Here is a 14227-nt window from a genome sequence, read left to right as displayed (position 1 = left end):
GTGCACCCACCTTCTGCATGGGTATACGGCCGACCGGAATTCGATTGAATCCGGTCGGCCGTGATCATAGGGTCGGCCACCATGGAACCGACCCTCCTCGCGGACGACGCATCCGCCTATCTGGCCGCCGACGAGGCCGTCGACCACGAGCATCCCCACGTCCGCGCGGTCGCGGACCGGCTCGCGGCCGAGCACGGCGACGACGCATACACATACGCGGAGGCGGCCTTCGCGTACGTACGTGACCGCATCCCGCACTCGAGGGACACCGGCGACCGGCGCGTCACCTGGCGCGCCTCCGACGCACTCGCCCTGGGCACCGGGATCTGCCACGCCAAGGCGCACGCCCTCGCGGCGCTGCTGCGCGCCCGCTCCATCCCCGCCGCCCTCTGCTACCAGAAGTTCGAGGTGGTGCACGGGCTGATCGCCGTACGGCTCCCCGGGGGCGGCGGCTGGGTCCGGCAGGACCCGCGCGGGGGCGCGGCCGGTGCGGCGGCACGGTTCCGTACCGACCGGGAGCAGGTCGCCTTCACCGTACGCCCGGAGTTCGACGAAGCGGACTACCCGGCGCTGTATGCCGCACCGCACCCGCTGGTGCTGGACGCCCTGAAGGCCGCCCGCGACCGCTCCCACCTGGAAGCGCTGCTGCCCACGCACCTGCCGCCCACCCGCGCCTGACGCGGGACGCGGGACGCGTCAGTTGGCCTCGCGGACCTCGGCCGGCGTCGGCGCGGTGCCCCCGAGGTGCGCCGGGATCCACCAGGTGTCGGCCGCGTCCCTGGGACGCACCGGGTACGCCCGCTGGGCGGCCTCCAGCAGCTCCTGCACCCGCTCGCGCAGCCGGCGCGTGATCGCCCCGGCGTACTGGTCGGACGGCGCCTCCACCGGCTCGCCGACCCGGATCGTCACCGGGATGTGGCTGCGCCGGAAGTTGCGCGGCCGGCCCTTGGTCCACAGCCGCTGGGTGCCCCACACGGCCATCGGGATCAGCGGTACGCCCGCCTCCTGGGCCAGCCGGGCGGCGCCCGACTTGAAGCTCTTGAGCGTGAAGGACGGGGAGATGGTCGCCTCGGGGAACACACCGATGATCTCGCCGGAGCGCAGCGACTCCAGGGCGTGCCGGTAGGCGGCCTCGCCCTGCTGGCGGTCGACGGGGATGTGCTTCATCCCGCGCATCAGCGGCCCGGAGATCTTGTGCCGGAAGACCGAGTCCTTGGCCATGAACCGCACCAGGCGCTTCTGCGGCAGCGCCGCCAGGCCCGAGAAGATGAAGTCGAGGTAGCTGATGTGGTTGCTGACCAGCACGGCCCCACCGGTGCGGGGGATGTTCTCCGAACCCTGAGTGTCGATCTTCAGGTCGAGCGCCTTGAACATCGTGAGAGCGGCGCCGATGACCGGCCGATAGACGAGTTCTGCCATCGGGAGAAGACCCCTTCTTCAGTGCCTGGGGAGGATTCTCCCGGCGGAAGTTACGCAGCCGTAGGTATCCGGCATTGGGCCGATCGTGCACCATGAGGGGCGCCCAGGCCAGTCCTGGCGACTCCGGACAGCGAGATTCTCATCACGTCATGTCCGCCCGGAGGCGTCCGTCGCGCACTCCCGGGAATCCTACGGACGTCCGGAGCGCTGCACCGGGCGGCACCCCGGAAGGGTCGCCCGGCGGCGCCGGGACGACCCGGGTAGGCCGGGAGCACGAGAGGCGCGGGACGACGGTGAGAGGCGGGGAGGACGCGGTGCGTGAGGCCGGGACGCGGGCCAGGAGGCTCGGCGCGGACGAGCTGGGCGCGGAGCTGGGCGAGCGGGCGACGCTCGTGCAGTTCTCCACCGCCTTCTGCCAGCCCTGCCGGGCGACCCGCCGCACCCTCGCCGAAGTGGCGGACATGGTCGACGGCGTGGCCCACGTCGAGATCGACGCCGAACAGCGCCTCGCGCTCGTACGCGACCTGGGCATCGTCAGAACGCCCACCACCCTGGTCCTGGACCGCGAGGGCCGGATCGTCCGCACCGCCGCCGGGCAGCCGCGAAGAGCCGACGTCGTCGCCGCCCTCGGTCACGCCGTGGCCGCCACCCCCTGACGGCCGCCCCCTGCCCTCACCCGACTGACGTGCAGTGACGCATCTCGCACCGCCCGCCGCCGGACGGCCTTGACGGTGCGCGCCCCCGCTCGACAGGCTGACGCCGTGCCCCAGCGACTCCTTCCCCGCGGACGGGCCGGCGGCGGCCCGGCCCGTGGCACGAGCGCGCGCTGTCCGGCTCTCTGAGCAGCCACGGACCACCTCCCCGCGCCCCCCGCAGAAGGACAGCCCCACCATGACGGTCTCGCCCGACCTCGCCACCACCCCCGGCGCCGCCGGGGAGCCCCGGCCCGCCACGCCCGGCCTGCTCCGTTCCGTCTTCCGGCGGCACGCGGCGGGCGTCGCGGTGATCACCGCCCGGGGCGAGAGGCCCGTGGGCTTCACCGCCACCTCGCTCACCTCCGTGTCCGCCGACCCGCCGATGGTGTCGTTCGGCGTCGGGACCTCCTCCTCCAGCTGGCCGGTCCTCGCGGAGGCGGAGTACGTCGGCGTCCACGTCCTGGGCGAGGACCAGCGGGACCTGGCGGCCACCTTCGCGCGCAGCGGCGCCGACCGGTTCGCCGCGCCCACCCGCTGGCACGCCGGGCCCGAGGGTGTCCCCGTGCTGGACGGCGTCCTGGCCTGGCTGGTGTGCCGGGTGGTCGCCCGTGTCCCGGCCGGGGACCACCGGCTGGTGCTGGCCGAGGCCGTGGCCGGGGAGCCGGGCGGGGGCGGCGCCGGAGGCAGGCCGCTGCTGTACCACGGCGGGCGCTTCAACGCTCTGCGCGACTGAGGAATCCCGGTTACGGAGCGTTGGCAAGGTCACAGTTCAAAGCGCTTGCTCAGCGGGAAACCAGTGGATGTACTGACGAGTAATATTTCGGTGAGGGGCGTCCGCCGCCCCGAGCGGAAACCGTCCCATCAGGCGCCTATGCTGCGTGCAACAAGGCAGCCCCGTAATGACGTGTAGGAGAGCCGGCGTGAGCTTGAGGATCGTTGTCTGTGTGAAGTACGTGCCCGACGCCACCGGCGACCGGCACTTCGCCGATGACCTGACCGTCGACCGCGACGACGTCGACGGCCTGCTGTCCGAGCTGGACGAGTACGCGGTGGAGCAGGCGCTGCAGATCGCCGAGGAGGCGGACGACGCGGAGATCACCGTGCTCACCGTCGGCCCCGAGGACGCGAAGGACGCGCTGCGCAAGGCGCTGTCCATGGGCGCCGACAAGGCCGTCCACGTCGAGGACGACGACCTCCACGGCTCCGACGTCATGGCCACCTCGCTGGTGCTCGCCAAGGCCGTCGAGAAGACCGGCTACGACCTGGTCATCTGCGGCATGGCGTCCACCGACGGCGTCATGGGCGTCCTGCCCGCGATCCTCGCCGAGCGCCTGGGCGTCCCGCAGGTCACCCTCCTGTCCGAGGTCTCGGTCGAGGACGGCACCGTCAAGGGCCGCCGCGACGGCGACACCGCGTCCGAGCAGCTGGAGGCGGCGCTCCCGGCCGTCGTGTCCGTGACGGACCAGTCGGGCGAGGCCCGCTACCCGTCCTTCAAGGGCATCATGGCCGCCAAGAAGAAGCCGGTGGAGTCCCTGGAGCTGGACGACCTGGACATCGACGCCGACGAGGTCGGCCTCGAGGGCTCCTGGACCAAGGTCGACTCCGCGGCCGAGCGTCCGGCCCGTACCGCCGGCACGATCGTCAAGGACGAGGGCGAGGGCGGCAAGCAGCTGGCCGAGTTCCTCGCGGGCCAGAAGTTCATCTAGGGCTCGCGCGAGCCACTCACCGCCCAGTTTCTTCGCACCGCAGGAGATTGAAGTCCCATGGCTGAAGTTCTCGTCTACGTCGACCACGTGGACGGTGCCGTCCGCAAGCCCACCCTGGAGCTGCTGACGCTGGCCCGCCGCATCGGCGAGCCGGTCGCCGTCGCGCTCGGCTCCGGCGCCGAGGCCACCGCCGCCACGCTCGCCGAGCACGGCGCGGTCAAGGTCCTGACCGCCGACGCCGCCGAGTTCGCCGACTACCTGGTCGTACCCAAGGTGGACGCGCTCCAGGCCGCGTACGAGCAGGTCTCCCCGGCCGCCGTGCTCGTCCCCTCCTCCGCCGAGGGCAAGGAGATCGCGGCCCGCCTCGCCGTCCGCATCGGCTCCGGCATCATCACCGACGCCGTCGACCTGGAGGCCGGCGCCGAGGGCCCGGTGGCCACGCAGTCCGCGTTCGCGGCCTCGTACACCACCAAGTCCCGCGTCTCCAAGGGCACCCCGGTCATCACGGTGAAGCCCAACTCGGCCCCCGTCGAGGCCGCCCCGGCCGCGGGCGCCGTCGAGGCGCTGTCCGTCTCCTTCTCCGAGAAGGCCACCGGCACCAAGGTTGTCTCCCGCACCCCGCGCGAGTCGACCGGCCGCCCCGAGCTGACCGAGGCCGCCATCGTGGTCTCCGGCGGTCGCGGCGTCAACGGCGCCGAGAACTTCTCGATCATCGAGGAGCTTGCCGACTCGCTCGGTGCCGCCGTCGGCGCCTCCCGCGCCGCCGTGGACGCCGGCTGGTACCCGCACTCCAACCAGGTCGGCCAGACCGGCAAGTCGGTCTCCCCGCAGCTGTACATCGCCTCCGGCATCTCCGGCGCGATCCAGCACCGCGCCGGCATGCAGACCTCGAAGACCATCGTGGCCATCAACAAGGACGCCGAGGCCCCGATCTTCGACCTGGTCGACTACGGCGTGGTCGGCGACCTCTTCCAGGTCGTCCCCCAGCTGACCCAGGAGATCCAGTCCCGCAAGGGCTGACCTGCGGGATCAAGGCGCCCCCGGGGCCGCGCGGTGAACTCCACCGCGCGGCCCCGCGTCGTGCGGGCGACCATTGACGCAGGTCACGACCAGCCATTAACTTCACTATACGGATTGTTGATTCCGTGTAGTGGAAACTTGGAGGGTGTGGGAATGGGTCAGAAGGAGAAGGTGGCAACGAGCCTCGCGGGCGCGGTCAGTGAGAGCGTCAGCGCCTCCCTCGTCCCCGTCGACGAGGAGCTCGCGCGCCGCTACCCGGGCGACCCCGGCACGCGCCAGCCGGTCCACACCGTCTACGTACCCGGCGACGTCTTCGACGCCGGCACCATCCGCTCCTGGGGCGACCAGGCCCTCGCCATGCTCGACGAGCACGCCCCCGACGCCGCCTCCCTCGCCGCCGTCCTCGGCCTGCGAGACGACCTCGCCGAGGACGTCCACGCGCGCGTACGGGCCAAGCTGGCGAACGAACCGATCGAGGATCTCCGCGTCGACTTCGAGGACGGCTACGGCGGCACCGACGAGGACACCCACGCCGCCCGCGCCGCCCGCCTCATCACCGAGGCGTACGCCGACGGCACCGCCGCCCCCTACATGGGCATCCGGATGAAGTGCATGGAAGCCGCCGTACGCGACCGGGGCATCCGCACCACCGACGTCTTCCTCACCGGCCTCGTCGAGAACGGCGGCCTCCCCGACGGCCTCGTCCTCACCCTCCCCAAGGTCACCTACGCCGAACAGGTCGCCGCCTTCGTCCGCCTCCTGGAAGCCTTCGAGAAGGCCCACGGCCTCGACGCCGGCCGCCTCGGCTTCGAGATCCAGATCGAGACCAGCCAGGCCATCCTCGCCGCCGACGGCACCGCCACCGTCGCCCGCATGATCGACGCCGCCGAGGGCCGCGCCACCGGCCTGCACTACGGCACCTTCGACTACAGCGCCTGCGTCGGCGTCTCCGCCGCCTACCAGGCCAGCGACCACCCCGCCGCCGACCACGCCAAGGCCATCATGCAGGTCGCCGCCGCCGGCACCGGCGTACGCGTCTCCGACGGCTCCACCAACGTCCTCCCGGTCGGCCCCACCGAAAAGGTCCACGACGCCTGGCGGCTGCACTACGGCCTCACCCGCCGCGCCCTCGCCCGCGCCTACTACCAGGGCTGGGACATGCACCCCGGCCACCTGCCCACCCGCTACGCCGCCGTCTTCGCCTTCTACCGCGAGGGCTTCGAGCAGGCCGCCGCCCGGCTCTCCGCCTACGCCAACCAGGCCGGCGGAGACGTCATGGACGAGCCCGCCACCGCCAAGGCGCTCAGCTCCTACCTGCTGCGCGGCATCGACTGCGGCGCCCTCGGCACCGACGAGGTCGCCCGCCTCACCGGACTCACCCGCGCGGACCTCGACGGCTTCGCCTCCCCGCGCCGGGGTGACCTGACGGCCCACGCCCAGTAACGGCGCGCGCCGCCGGGACCGCACTCCGCTGCCCCGTACTCCACGGTCGTTCGGACGGGAACGCCACGGAGACGGGGCAGCGGTACGCCGGCCCGCCCTGCCCCCGGGCCGCCGCTCAGGCCGGCGGCAGCTCGCCCGAGCCGCGCGGGACGAGCACCGTGTCCAGGACCGTACGCGCCGGGGCGTCGTCGAGGCCGTCCAGACGGCGGAACAGCCGCTCCGCCGCCGTCCGGCCCAGCGCGGCGGCGTCCTGCGCGATGACCGTGATGCCCAGCAGGTCGCCCAGCTCGATGTCGTCGAAGCCGACGAACGCCACCGGGCGCTCACGGCCCGCCAGTTCACGCACCACGGTCACCGTCACCCGGTTGTTCCCCGCGAAGACCGCCGTCACCGGCTCCGGCCCCGCGAGCATCGCCGACAGCGCCGCACGGACCCGCTCCGGGTCCGTCGGGCCCAGCGAGACCCATCCGTCGTCCACCCGCAGACCCGCGTCCTCCATCGCCGCGCGGTACCCCCGCAGCCGCTCCACGGCGGTGTGGATCCGGGGCTGGTCGCCGATGAAACCGATCCGGCGGTGCCCGTGCGCGATCAGATGGGCGACCCCCGCCCTGGCGCCGCCGTAATTGTCGGAGAGCACCACGTCCGCGTCGATCCGGCCGGCCGGGCGGTCCACGAACACCGTCGCCACGCCCGCCCTCATCTCCGGCTCCAGATACCGGTGGTCGGTACCGGCGGGAATCACGATCAGCCCGTCGACCCGCCGCGCGCACAGCGCCAGCGCCAGCTCTTGCTCCCGCTCGGGGTCCTCGGCACTGGAACCGTTGATCAGCAGCGCCCCGTGCGCCCGCGCCACCTCTTCGACCGCCCGGCTGAGCGGCCCGTAGAAGGGGTCGGCGAGATCCTCCAGGACGAGGCCCACCGACGCGGTACGGCCCTTGCGGAGCACCCGTGCGCTGTCGTTGCGCCGGAAGCCCAGCGCCTCGATGGCCTCCTGGACCCGGCGCTCGGTGTCGGCGGTGACGCCCGCCTCGCCGTTGACCACCCGGGAGACGGTCTTGAGCCCCACACCCGCGCGGGCGGCCACGTCCTTCATGGTGGGCCGGTTGCCGTAGCGGTGGGCGGGGCGGCGGGCGGTCTGGGCCACGGTGAGCTGTCCTGTTCGTCGGTCGTCGGTCGTTGGTCCGCCCAGGGGCGGTGCTACGGGGCTGTGGCGTCGAGCATAGGCCCTGGACAACGTTGTCATCGCGGGAGAGACTGAGGTGGACCGTTCTTGAACCGTTCCTGAACGGAGCCCGCCGGGCGGCGGCCGGCCGCCCGGGTCCCTGCCCGTACGGTGGTGGACGAACGGGCACCGGCACACCGGCCGGGCCGCGTCGCACTTGTACGCGGCGGTCCCGGCCCCGCCGGGCCGGCCGCCTCGGGCCGCGCCGCGCACGTCCACGTCTCACGGGGGAACCGACACCGATGCAATCCGACCTCGTCGCCGCGCTCGACATCGGCGGCACCAAGATCGCCGGCGCCCTGGTGGACGGCGCGGGGCGCATGCTGCTGCGCGTGCGGCGGCCGACGCCCGCGCGGGAGGACGCCGAGACGGTCATGGCAGCCGTCGGGGAGGTCCTCGCCGAACTGGCCGCCTCGCCGCTGTGGCCGGAAGTCGCCGCCGTCGGCATCGGCAGCGCGGGCCCCGTGGACGCCTCGGCCGGTACGGTCAGCCCGGTCAACGTCCCCGGCTGGCGCGGCTACCCCCTGGTGGAGCGGGTGGCCGCCGCGACCGGCGGGCTGCCCGTGGCGCTGGTCGGCGACGGCGTCGCGATGACCGCCGCCGAGCACTGGAAGGGCGCCGCACGCGGCTACGACAACGCGCTGTGCATGGTGGTCTCCACCGGTGTCGGCGGCGGCCTGGTCCTGGGCGGCCACCTCCACACCGGGCCCACCGGCAACGCCGGTCACATCGGCCACATCAGCGTGGACCTGGACGGCGACCCCTGCCCCTGCGGCGGCCGGGGCTGCGTCGAACGGATCGCCAGCGGCCCCCACATCGCCCGCCGGGCGCTGGAGAACGGCTGGCGCCCGGGCCCCGACGGCGACACCACGGCGGCGGCGGTGGCGGCCTCGGCCCGCGCCGGTGACCCGGTCGCCACCGCCTCCTTCGACCGCGCGGCCCGTGCGCTCGCGGCGGGCATCGCCGCCACGGCGACCCTCGTCGAGATCGACATCGCCGTGATCGGCGGGGGAGTGGCGGGGGCCGGCGAGGTCCTCTTCGCCCCGCTGCGGCGCTCCCTGCGCGAGTACGCCACGCTCTCCTTCGTGCGCCGCCTCACGGTCGCCCCGGCGCTCACCGGCGGCGACGCGGGCCTGCTCGGCGCGGCAGCGGCGGCGACCGAGGCCCGACACGGCAGGCAGGCGGTGTCGTACACGGGCTGACGGCGCGCCATGGGTGCGGCGCCCTGGGTGGGCCCCCTGGGGGTGGCGCCGGGCGCGACGCCGGGTGCCCTGGGGTGGGGAGCCCGCCGTGGGGCCGCCCGGCGCGGCGGCCGACTTATGCGCGCCCCGCCGCCCGCAGCCGCGTACGCGCCCCGGCGCCCGCCGGCGGACGCGCGCCGGCCTGCGGGCGCCGTGCGCCCCGTCCTCAGCCCGCCGCGACCTCGACGCGCTGCTCCGGCGCGCGCGACTGGGGCATGATCACCAGGAAGGCGTCGGCCTCGATGTCCATGACGACCTCGACCGCCACGCCCTCGTTCCTCCGGGCCTGGGCGAACTCCTCCGCAGGCCACGAACCCCGCGGACCGCCCGCCGGGAACCTCTCCAACACCATGCGTGCCATCGCACACCCCCTGTCCATCACCTGCTCCAACGACACCGGCCCCACCGCGTCACGGTCCGTCCGGGTATCTCTTCGTACGGTGAGACGTTTCGTCTGCCCCGTCGGACGCGACGGAAGCGCAACAGCCCGGCCACAGTTGGATGCGCGGCCGCACACCCGCGTGCACCGGCGGGTTTCCGTGGCAGGGTGTTGCGGGCAAGCCACTGGGGGCTACGGAGGAGGGGGAACCGTGATCGTCTGGATCAACGGTGCGTTCGGTGCCGGCAAGACCACCACCGCGCGCGAACTGGTCGATCTGATCCCGAACAGCACCGTGTACGACCCCGAGGTGATCGGCGGGACGCTGCGCCATCTGCTGCCGCAGAAGAGGCTCGCCGAGGTGACGGACTACCAGGACCTGCCGATGTGGCGGCGCATGGTGGTCGACACGGCGGCCGCGATGCTCGCGGAGCTGGGCGGCGTCCTGGTGGTGCCGATGACCCTGCTGCGCCAGGAGTACCGCGACGAGATCTTCGGGGGGCTCGCGGCCCGGCGCACGGCCGTCCACCATGTCCTCCTGGCACCAGACGAAACGATACTGCGCAGCCGTATCGCGGGGCGCGAGGAGTTCGACGGCGACCCGGAGGGCAACGAGCGCGTCCGGCAGTGGGCGTACGACCACATCGAGCCCTACCGCGCGGCTCTCGGCAGCTGGTTGCGCGCCGACGCGCACACCGTCGACACCAGCGGCCTCACGCCCGCCGAGACCGCGCGGGCCGTCGCCGACGCGCTCCGCACCGGAGCGGCCGGGCCGTGCGGGATCGTGCAGACCCCGGAGCCGACGGGCGAGACCCTCGCGGCCGGCGTCCTCCTCTTCGACGAGGAGGACCGGGTGCTGCTGGTCGACCCCACCTACAAGCCGGGCTGGGAGTTCCCGGGCGGCGTCGTGGAGCGCGGCGAGCCCCCGGCGCGCGCCGGGATGCGGGAGGTCGCCGAGGAGATCGGGCTCGAACTGGACGCCGTGCCGCGCCTGCTGCTGGTGGACTGGGAACCTCCCCGTCCGCCCGCCTACGGCGGCCTGCGGCTGCTCTTCGACGGCGGCAGGGTGACCGCCGCGCAGGCGCGGAGCGTGCTGCTGCCGGGCGCCGAGCTGCGCGGCTGGCGGTTCGTCACCGAGGGCGAGGCGTCCGGGATGCTGCCGCCGAACCGCTACGCGCGGCTCCGCTGGGCCCTGCGCGCCCGGGAGCGCGGCACGGTCCTGAACCTGGAGGCGGGCGTACCGGTCGGCTGAGACGGAGCGGCGGGCCGCCCGGCGCGCCGCCCCGTCCTGGCGTACGGCCTCCGCCGGCGCCGGCGGCGGTACGGGCGTCGCCCGCGCTGGTACGGGCTCCGTCGTCGCGGCCCTCGGTACGGCCTCCGCCGGTGCCGGTGGCGGTACGGGCTGCGCCGGAGCCGCCCGCGTTGGTACGGGTTCCGCCCGCGTCGCCCGCCTCGGTACGGGCTCCGCCCCGCGTCGCCCGCCTCGGTCCGGGCTCCGACGGCACCCCCCTGCGTCGTACGGCCTAGGTCAGCGCCGCCTCCGTCAGTACCGCGGCCTTGAGCGCCGCCGCCGCGCCGGTCGTCAGCGGGTCGCCGTGCCCGAAGCACACCGTCTCCGGTGCCAGTGCGGCCAGCCGGCGCATCGACGCCCGGGCCTGCTCACGGTCCACATGGAACACGCCCAGCCCCACCCGGCCCACCGAGGCGACCGTGTCGCCGGTGAACAGCACGCCGTGGTGCGGCAGGTGCACCGCGATCGACCCCGCCGTGTGGCCCGGCGTGTGCACCACCCGCGCCCCGTCGCCGAAGCCCAGCTCCTCCCCGTCCACCGGCTGCCGGTCCACCCGGGTCGGCGGTGCTTCCGGCACGGTCAGACCGTGCGCGTACAGCGGCACCTCCCAGTCGAGCAGCACGGGGTCCGGGACCGGTGCCTCGCCCCGGACGACCGGGGCGTCCAGCGGGTGGGCCAGCACCTCGGCGCCGTACCGCGCGGACAGCTCGCCCGCCGCGCCCACATGGTCGCGGTGGCAGTGGGTGAGCACGATCCGGCGCAGGGCCTCCGGGCGGAGGCCCCGGCTCCGTACCGCCTCCTCGATCAGCGGCGCCGCGCCCGCCCAGCCCGCGTCGATCAGCGTCAGGTCGTCGTCCCCGTCGGCCCAGACGTACGCCTGCCCGACCGGGAAGCGCAGCATGAGCAGCCGGGGCCGTACCTCGATGACATCCACGTTCATGGTCATGCCGCGAACGTACGGGCGCCCGGGTCCCACCGGGCCGCGAATCTGCGGTCGGCAGATCCGCCGAGGGCCTACTCCCGTCCGGCGGCGGCGTAGTTGAGCAGGAAGACCGCCTCCGCGACCGACAGGCGCTCCAGCTCGTCCGGCGACACGCTCTCGTTCACCGCGTGGATCTGCGCGGCCGGCTCACTGAGCCCGATCAGCAGGATCTCGGTGTCGGGGTACAGCGCCGCCAGCGTGTTGCACAGCGGGATCGTCCCGCCCATGCCCGCGACCTGCATCCGCTGGCCCGGGTAGGCGAAGGCCAGCGCGTCGGCCATCGAGGTGTACGCCGGGCTCGCCACGTCCGCGAGGAACGGCTGGCCCTGGCCCACCTGCTCCACCGACACGCGCGCGCCCCACGGCGTGTGCGCCTCCAGGTGCGCGGTCAGCAGCTTCGTCGCCTCCGCCGCGTCCTGGCCGGGCGGCACCCGCAGGCTGATCTGGGCACGGGCGGAGGCGTGCACGGACGGGGTGGCGCCGACGACCGGCGGGCAGTCGATGCCCAGCACCGTGACGGCCGGCCGGGCCCACAGCCGGTCGGCGACCGTCCCGTCTCCGATCAGCCCGACCCCGTCGAGGACCTTGGCGTCCTCCCGGAAGTCCTCCTCCGGGTACTGGAGGCCCTGCCAGGTGCCGTCCGCCGGGAGGCCGTCCACGGTGGTCGAACCGTCCTCGGCCCGCAGCGAGTCCAGGACACGGATGAGGGCCGCCAGCGCGTCCGGCGCGGCGCCGCCGAACATGCCGGAGTGGAGATTGCCGCGCAGGGTGTCCACGGTGACCCGCATCATCGTCATCCCGCGCAGCGTCGCCGTGACCGTCGGCAGCCCGGCCCGGAAGTTCCCGGCGTCGCCGATCACGATGGCGTCCGCCGCGAGCAGCTCCGGGTGCGCCTCCGCGTACCGCTCCAGACCGCCGGTGCCCTGCTCCTCCGACCCCTCGGCTATCACCTTGACGCCCACCGGGATGCCGCCGTTCGCCTTCAGGGCGCGCAGCGCGAGCAGGTGCATGATGAACCCGCCCTTGCAGTCGGCGGCCCCGCGCCCGTACCAGCGGCCGTCCTCCCGCTCGGTCAGCTCGAACGGCGGGGTGACCCACGCGCCCTCGTCGAGCGGCGGCTGCACGTCGTAGTGCGCGTACAGCAGCACCGTGGGCGCGCCCTCCGGGCCGGGCAGATGGCCGTAGACCGACTGCGTGCCGTCCGGGGTGTCGAGCAGCGCCACGTCCTCGAAGCCCTCCGCGCGCAGCGCGTCCGCCACCCAGTCCGCGGCGGCCCGGCACTCGCTCGGCGGGAACTGCGCCGGGTCCGCGACCGACCGGAACGCCACCAGCTCCGTGAGCTCCGCCTTGGCGCGGGGCATCAGGGACGCGACGGTCTCGGCGATCGGCTCGAACGGGGCGGTCGGCCGGGTCGGCTGGGCGGTCATGGGCACGCTCCTGGTGGGTGCGACGGTGAAACGGGCGCCCCGTGTGGTGCACTGCGGACGCGGGTTCGATCCTCCCACAGCGGTCGGACACGGCCCGCGCCGTAGGATGCGACCACCGGCACGCGCCAGGGCCGGCAACCGTCGGGAACAGGAGCAGAAGCACATCGTGAGCAGCGAGAACGCAGACGCCGGCAGGGAGAGCGCCGGTCACGAGAACTCCGCACCGGTGTGGGACGTCGTCGTGGTCGGCGCGGGACCGGCGGGAGCCTCCGCGGCGTACGCGGCGGCGGTCGCCGGCCGCCGGGTGCTCCTGCTGGAGAAGGCCGACCTGCCCCGCTACAAGACGTGCGGCGGCGGCATCATCGGACCGTCGCGCGACGCCCTGCCGCCCGGCTTCGAGCTGCCCCTCCAGGACCGGGTCCACGCGGTCACGTTCTCGCTGAACGGCCGCTTCGCCCGTACCCGCCGCTCCAAGCGCATGCTGTTCGGCCTGATCAACCGGCCCGAGTTCGACGCCGGCCTGGTCGAGCAGGCCCAGAAGGCGGGCGCGGAGCTGCGCACGGGCGCGACGGTGGCGCGGGTCGAGCAGCACGGCACGTCGGTCCCGGACCGGCGCACGGTCGCCGTGGTGCTGGCCGACGGGGAGGTCGTCCTCGCCCGGGCGGTCGTGGGCGCCGACGGCAGCGCCGGCCGGATAGGCGCTCATGTGGGCGTGAAGACGGACCAGGTGGACCTGGGCCTGGAGGCGGAGATCCCGGTTCCGGAGACGGTCGCCGAGGACTGGGCGGGCCGGGTGCACCTCGACTGGGGCCCGCTGCCCGGCAGTTACGGCTGGGTCTTCCCCAAGGGCGACACCCTCACCGTGGGCGTGATCTCCGCGCGCGGCGACGGGTCGGCCACGAAGCGGTACCTGGACGACTTCATCGCCCGGCTCGGACTGGCCGGGTTCGAGCCCGCGATCTCGTCGGGGCACCTCACCCGGTGCCGCAGCGACGACTCGCCGCTGTCCCGCGGGCGGGTGCTGGTCTGCGGCGACGCCGCCGGACTGCTGGAGCCGTGGACCCGGGAGGGCATCTCCTTCGCGCTGCGCTCCGGGCGGCTGGCGGGGGAGTGGGCGGTACGGATCGCCGAGGCGGGCGACGCCGTGGACGCCCGCCGCCAGGCGCTGAACTACGCCTTCGCGATCAAGGCGGGGCTGGGCGTGGAGATGGCGGTCGGCCGACGGATGCTCGGTCTGTTCGAGCAGCGGCCGGGCCTGGTCCACGCGACGATCACGGGCCTGCGCCCCGCGTGGCGGGCGTTCAGCGACATCACGCGAGGCGCCACCACGCTCGCCGGCATCGTCCGCACCTCCCCCGTCGCCCGCCGAGCCCTGGACGCCCTGGACCGGCGCCAGGGCTAG

The 14227-nt window shown here is 74.1% G+C and carries 14 protein-coding genes; 9 read left to right on the top strand and 5 right to left on the bottom strand.

The annotated features are described in order from the left end of the window. Nucleotides 1-81: 81 nt before the first annotated feature. Nucleotides 82-678: a transglutaminase domain-containing protein gene (locus ACF08D_RS19245; protein WP_392223908.1), complete on the top strand. Its 597-nt coding sequence runs from the start codon at nt 82-84 to the stop codon at nt 676-678. An 18-nt stretch (nt 679-696) separates the two neighbouring features. Here the strand turns inward: ACF08D_RS19245 and ACF08D_RS19240 are convergent, their stop codons facing one another. Continuing rightward, nucleotides 697-1419: a lysophospholipid acyltransferase family protein gene (locus tag ACF08D_RS19240; protein WP_392223907.1), complete on the bottom strand. Its 723-nt coding sequence runs from the start codon at nt 1417-1419 to the stop codon at nt 697-699. A 314-nt stretch (nt 1420-1733) separates the two neighbouring features. Between ACF08D_RS19240 and ACF08D_RS19235 the strand changes: the two genes are divergently transcribed. From ACF08D_RS19235 to ACF08D_RS19215, 5 genes are all read left to right on the top strand, one after another. Next, on the top strand, nt 1734-2075 hold the full coding sequence (locus ACF08D_RS19235; protein WP_392223906.1) for a TlpA family protein disulfide reductase: 342 nt from the start codon (nt 1734-1736) through the stop codon (nt 2073-2075). Nucleotides 2076-2310: 235 nt separating this feature from the next. Further along, nucleotides 2311-2847 (top strand): flavin reductase family protein, encoded by a 537-nt coding sequence (locus ACF08D_RS19230; RefSeq protein WP_392223905.1) that lies wholly within the window; start codon nt 2311-2313, stop codon nt 2845-2847. Between the two features lie 187 nt (nt 2848-3034). Beyond that, entirely contained in the window at nt 3035-3820 is a 786-nt protein-coding gene (locus ACF08D_RS19225) for an electron transfer flavoprotein subunit beta/FixA family protein (protein ID WP_392223904.1), read from the top strand. A 57-nt stretch (nt 3821-3877) separates the two neighbouring features. Further along, nucleotides 3878-4840 carry an electron transfer flavoprotein subunit alpha/FixB family protein gene (locus tag ACF08D_RS19220; RefSeq protein WP_392223903.1) on the top strand — a complete coding sequence of 321 codons (963 nt, stop codon included), beginning with the start codon at nt 3878-3880 and terminating at the stop codon, nt 4838-4840. 153 nt (nt 4841-4993) lie between these two features. Next, on the top strand, nt 4994-6283 hold the full coding sequence (locus ACF08D_RS19215) for a DUF6986 family protein (RefSeq protein WP_392223902.1): 1290 nt from the start codon (nt 4994-4996) through the stop codon (nt 6281-6283). Nucleotides 6284-6398: 115 nt separating this feature from the next. On the opposite strand, the gene ACF08D_RS19210 is transcribed toward ACF08D_RS19215, so the two are convergent. After that, a complete protein-coding gene (locus ACF08D_RS19210) occupies nt 6399-7376 on the bottom strand; it encodes a LacI family DNA-binding transcriptional regulator (RefSeq protein ID WP_392224099.1) in 978 nt (325 codons plus the stop codon). A 371-nt stretch (nt 7377-7747) separates the two neighbouring features. Here ACF08D_RS19210 and ACF08D_RS19205 point away from each other — a divergent pair, with 371 nt between their 5' ends. Beyond that, nucleotides 7748-8707, top strand: a complete 960-nt coding sequence (locus ACF08D_RS19205) for an ROK family protein (protein WP_392223901.1) — start codon at nt 7748-7750, stop codon at nt 8705-8707. Between the two features lie 205 nt (nt 8708-8912). Here the strand turns inward: ACF08D_RS19205 and ACF08D_RS19200 are convergent, their stop codons facing one another. Next, nucleotides 8913-9107 (bottom strand): hypothetical protein, encoded by a 195-nt coding sequence (locus ACF08D_RS19200; protein ID WP_392223900.1) that lies wholly within the window; start codon nt 9105-9107, stop codon nt 8913-8915. A gap of 229 nt (nt 9108-9336) precedes the next feature. Here ACF08D_RS19200 and ACF08D_RS19195 point away from each other — a divergent pair, with 229 nt between their 5' ends. Then, nucleotides 9337-10377, top strand: coding sequence for an NUDIX domain-containing protein (locus ACF08D_RS19195; RefSeq protein WP_392223899.1), 1041 nt, complete (start codon nt 9337-9339; stop codon nt 10375-10377). Nucleotides 10378-10648: 271 nt separating this feature from the next. Here ACF08D_RS19195 and ACF08D_RS19190 read toward each other — a convergent pair whose 3' ends face one another. Both ACF08D_RS19190 and ACF08D_RS19185 read right to left on the bottom strand, forming a co-directional pair. Next, nucleotides 10649-11350, bottom strand: coding sequence for an MBL fold metallo-hydrolase (locus ACF08D_RS19190; RefSeq protein ID WP_392224098.1), 702 nt, complete (start codon nt 11348-11350; stop codon nt 10649-10651). A gap of 80 nt (nt 11351-11430) precedes the next feature. After that, nucleotides 11431-12825, bottom strand: a complete 1395-nt coding sequence (locus tag ACF08D_RS19185) for a dipeptidase (RefSeq protein ID WP_392223898.1) — start codon at nt 12823-12825, stop codon at nt 11431-11433. Between the two features lie 166 nt (nt 12826-12991). Here ACF08D_RS19185 and ACF08D_RS19180 point away from each other — a divergent pair, with 166 nt between their 5' ends. Then, nucleotides 12992-14227, top strand: coding sequence for a geranylgeranyl reductase family protein (locus ACF08D_RS19180; protein WP_392223897.1), 1236 nt, complete (start codon nt 12992-12994; stop codon nt 14225-14227).

The organism is Streptomyces sp. NPDC015131, from assembly GCF_043079975.1.
GTDB lineage: Bacteria > Actinomycetota > Actinomycetes > Streptomycetales > Streptomycetaceae > Streptomyces.
The sequence above is the reverse complement of the archived record's forward strand: the minus strand, read 5'-3'. Positions and strand labels throughout refer to the sequence as shown.

What these genes read in the sequence shown, in the direction of transcription:
- ACF08D_RS19245 (WP_392223908.1), top strand. Translation starts at nt 82, where the DNA reads ATGGAACCGACCCTCCTCGCGGACGACGCATCCGCCTATCTGGCCGCC.
- ACF08D_RS19240 (WP_392223907.1), bottom strand. Translation starts at nt 1,419, where the DNA reads ATGGCAGAACTCGTCTATCGGCCGGTCATCGGCGCCGCTCTCACGATG.
- ACF08D_RS19230 (WP_392223905.1), top strand. Translation starts at nt 2,311, where the DNA reads ATGACGGTCTCGCCCGACCTCGCCACCACCCCCGGCGCCGCCGGGGAG.
- ACF08D_RS19220 (WP_392223903.1), top strand. Translation starts at nt 3,878, where the DNA reads ATGGCTGAAGTTCTCGTCTACGTCGACCACGTGGACGGTGCCGTCCGC.
- ACF08D_RS19215 (WP_392223902.1), top strand. Translation starts at nt 4,994, where the DNA reads ATGGGTCAGAAGGAGAAGGTGGCAACGAGCCTCGCGGGCGCGGTCAGT.
- ACF08D_RS19210 (WP_392224099.1), bottom strand. Translation starts at nt 7,376, where the DNA reads ATGAAGGACGTGGCCGCCCGCGCGGGTGTGGGGCTCAAGACCGTCTCC.
- ACF08D_RS19205 (WP_392223901.1), top strand. Translation starts at nt 7,748, where the DNA reads ATGCAATCCGACCTCGTCGCCGCGCTCGACATCGGCGGCACCAAGATC.
- ACF08D_RS19200 (WP_392223900.1), bottom strand. Translation starts at nt 9,107, where the DNA reads ATGGCACGCATGGTGTTGGAGAGGTTCCCGGCGGGCGGTCCGCGGGGT.
- ACF08D_RS19185 (WP_392223898.1), bottom strand. Translation starts at nt 12,825, where the DNA reads ATGACCGCCCAGCCGACCCGGCCGACCGCCCCGTTCGAGCCGATCGCC.